The 3,240-nt window shown below is 72.6% G+C and carries 4 protein-coding genes; all 4 read left to right on the forward strand.

Features of this window, described 5'->3' with window-relative positions; all coding sequences use genetic code 11:
- Positions 1-67: 67 nt before the first annotated feature.
- Positions 68-442, forward strand: coding sequence for a nuclear transport factor 2 family protein (locus tag QZX64_RS00420; RefSeq protein ID WP_295656048.1), 375 nt, complete (start codon positions 68-70; stop codon positions 440-442).
- A gap of 78 nt (positions 443-520) precedes the next feature.
- Complete coding sequence (locus QZX64_RS00425) at positions 521-1,435, forward strand: Ku protein (protein WP_295656050.1); 915 nt, start codon at positions 521-523, stop codon at positions 1,433-1,435.
- A gap of 91 nt (positions 1,436-1,526) precedes the next feature.
- Positions 1,527-1,904 (forward strand): YciI family protein, encoded by a 378-nt coding sequence (locus QZX64_RS00430; RefSeq protein WP_295656051.1) that lies wholly within the window; start codon positions 1,527-1,529, stop codon positions 1,902-1,904.
- Positions 1,897-3,156, forward strand: a complete 1,260-nt coding sequence (locus tag QZX64_RS00435; RefSeq protein ID WP_295656052.1) for an RNA polymerase sigma factor — start codon at positions 1,897-1,899, stop codon at positions 3,154-3,156. The genes QZX64_RS00430 and QZX64_RS00435 overlap by 8 nt, the downstream gene beginning before the upstream one ends.
- Positions 3,157-3,240: the final 84 nt, after the last annotated feature.

The raw sequence follows: 3,240 nt of genomic DNA on the forward strand, positions 1-3,240 counted from the left end.
CATGCGCCCATCATGCCGGGGCCGACTCGCCCGCGGGGATGTCGGCGCGGTCTGGGAGGGTCGGGCCATGAGCGGTCACGAGCAGACCATCCGGCGCTACTGGCAGTGCGCCGAGGAGCGCGACTGGTCGGGGTTCGCGGAGGTCCTGTCCCCCGACGTCGTCTACGACATGTCGCAGACCCGCGAGCGCGTCATCGGCCGCGACGCCTACGTGCGGTTCAACCAGGAGTACCCCGGCGACTGGCACCTCGCGCTGCGCCGCGTCGTGGCCGACGACCGCGGCGCGACGAGCTGGCTCGACGTCACCGTGGGTGGGGAGACGATGACCGGCATCACGTTCTTCACCTTCGACGACGACGGTCTGGTGACCGCCGTCGACGACTTCTGGCCCGAGCCCTACGACCCGCCCGCCGGGCGTCCGCAGGTGGTCGAGCGCTACTGATCGACTCGCCGGGGAGGGTGCGGTGAGGGGCCGGGTCCGGCGATACTGACCGGAGACGGTCCAACGGGAGGTATGAGCATGCGTGCGATCTGGAAGGGCAGCGTGTCCTTCGGCCTGGTATCGGTGCCGGTCAAGCTGTACGCCGCCACGGAGTCCCACGACGTCTCCTTCCGGCAGGTGCACGCCAAGGACGGCGGCCGCATCAAGTACCAGCGCGTCTGCTCGATCGACGGCGAGGAGGTCGCCTACGCCGACATCGCGAAGGGCTACGAGACCGAGGACGGCGAGATGGTCATCCTCAGCGACGACGACCTGGCCGAGCTGCCGTCGTCGTCCTCGCGCGAGATCGCGGTCGAGAAGTTCGTGCCGAGCGAGCAGATCGACCCGATGCTGTTCGAGAAGAGCTACTACCTGGAGCCCGAGAAGTCCGGCGCCAAGGCCTACGGCCTGCTGCGCCAGGCGCTGACCGACGCCGACCGGATGGCCGTGGTCACCGTGGCCCTGCGCCAGCGCACCTCGGTCGCCGTGCTGCGCGTGCGCGACGACGTGATCGTGATGCAGACGATGATGTGGCCCGACGAGGTGCGCCGGCCCGACTTCAAGGTCGAGGTCGGCGACGTCAAGGACACCGAGGTCAAGATGGCGCACATGCTCGTCGACACCCTCGCGGGCGACTTCGAGGCGAGCGAGTTCGAGGACGACTACGCCGGCGCCGTCGAGGCCCTGGTGAAGGCGAAGATCGAGGGCGGCGAGGTCAAGAAGACAGCCACCTCCACCAAGTCCTCGGGCGAGGTCGTCGACCTCCTCGCGGCCCTGCAGAAGTCCGTCGCCGCTGCCAAGAGCGCGCGCGGCGAGAGCGACGACGACGACGCGGAGGAGCCGGCGCCGGCGAAGAAGGCCGCCAAGGCGCCCGCCAAGAAGACGGCGGCGAAGAAGACCGCCGCCAAGAAGACCGCCGCCAAGAAGGCGCCCGCGAAGAAGAAGGCCAGCTGAGCGTCTGAGAGGTGCCGGGCGGGTGTCGAACGCGCCGCCCGCCGTTCGACGTACCCCCGACAGCACCCACCACCACAGGGAGGTAGCCGCGATGCGCTACATGGTCTTCGTCAACATGCGTGAGGACATCGGCAGTGCCCCACCCGCGCTCGTCTCGGCGATGGACGCCGCGATGGCCGAGGGGTTCGCCAGCGGCGTGCTCGTGGACGCCGGCGGCCTCTGGTCCACCGACGCCAGCACCGAGCTCGTCGTCCGCGGCGGCCAGGTGACCACCACCGACGGGCCCTTCGCGGAGGCCAAGGAGGTCGTCGGCGGGTACGCCGTGATCGAGGTCCGCGACGACGACGAGGCCCGCGAGCAGGGCCGGCTCATGGCCACCCTGCACCAGCAGCACTGGCCCGCGTGGGAGGGCTCGGTCCACGTCCGCCGCATCGCGAGCCCGGACGACGGCCCGCCCCCGCGTGACTGAGCAGGCAGACGCGGCCCGCGCCGTCACCGCCGTGTGGCGGCGCGAGTCCACCCGCCTCGTCGCGGCCCTCGTGCGGATGACGCGCGACGTCTCGCTGGCCGAGGACCTCGCGCAGGACGCCCTGGTGGCGGCCCTGGAGCAGTGGCCCACCGACGGCGTGCCGGCCAATCCCGGCGGCTGGCTGATGTCGGTGGCCAAGCGGCGCGCCATCGACCAGTTCCGGCGCAACGCGACCCTGCGTGACAAGACGGCCCTGCTGGGCCACGAGCTGGAGGAGGCGACCGTGCCCGACCTCGACGCCGCCGTCGACCACATCGAGGACGACGTGCTCCGGCTGCTGTTCCTCACCTGCCACCCCGTGCTCTCCCCCGACAGCCGCAGCGCCTTGACCCTGCGGCTGGTCGGTGGCCTCACCACCGCCGAGATCGCCCGGGCGTTCCTCGCCCAGGAGAGCGCGGTCGGCCAGCGCATCTCGCGCGCCAAGAGGACGCTGGCCACCTCGGGCGCGTCCTTCGAGCTGCCCACCGGCCCCGAGCGCACCCGGCGTCTCGACGACGTGATGGGCGTGGTCTACCTGATCTTCAACGAGGGCTACACCGCCACCGCGGGCGACGACTGGCTGCGGCCCGACCTGTGCCACGAGGGCATCCGCCTGGCCCGCATGCTCGCCGCCCTCGAGCCGTCCGAGCCCGACACCCACGGCCTGCAGGCCCTCCTGGAGCTGCAGGGCTCCCGCCAGCACGCCCGCACCGGCCCCGACGGCGTGCCGGTGCTGCTGGACGACCAGGACCGCTCCCGCTGGGACCAGCTGCTCGTCCGCCGCGGGATGGCGGCTCTCGAGCGCTCCGGGCAGGTGAGCCGCAGCAGCGGCCGCCCGATCGGCGCCTTCACCGTGCAGGCCCACATCGCCGCCTGCCACGCCCGGGCGCCCGCCCCCGGCGAGACCGACTGGCGACGGATCGCCGCCTGGTACGACGCCCTGGCGGGCGCTGCTCCCGGGCCGGTCGTCGAGGTCAACCGTGCGGTGGCGCACGGCCGCGCGTTCGGCCCCGACGCCGGGCTGGCCGTGCTCGACGCCCTCCCGGCCGGCGCGCTGAGCGGCTCCCACCTCCTGCCGAGCGTGCGCGGCGACCTGCTGGCGCGGGCCGGCCGGTCGACCGAGGCGGCCGCCGCGTTCACCGAGGCCGCCGCCCTGACCGGCAACGCGCGCGAGCAGGACCTTCTCCTGCGCCGGGCCCACGAGAGCTCCTGAGCCGCAGTGTCGAAGCAGCGCCGTGCCGTTCGACGCACCTACGAACACCCGCCACCACCTCAGGGAGCAGACATGAGCACGCAG

The sequence above is a fragment of the uncultured Nocardioides sp. genome (assembly GCF_902805925.1).
Lineage (GTDB): Bacteria > Actinomycetota > Actinomycetes > Propionibacteriales > Nocardioidaceae > Nocardioides.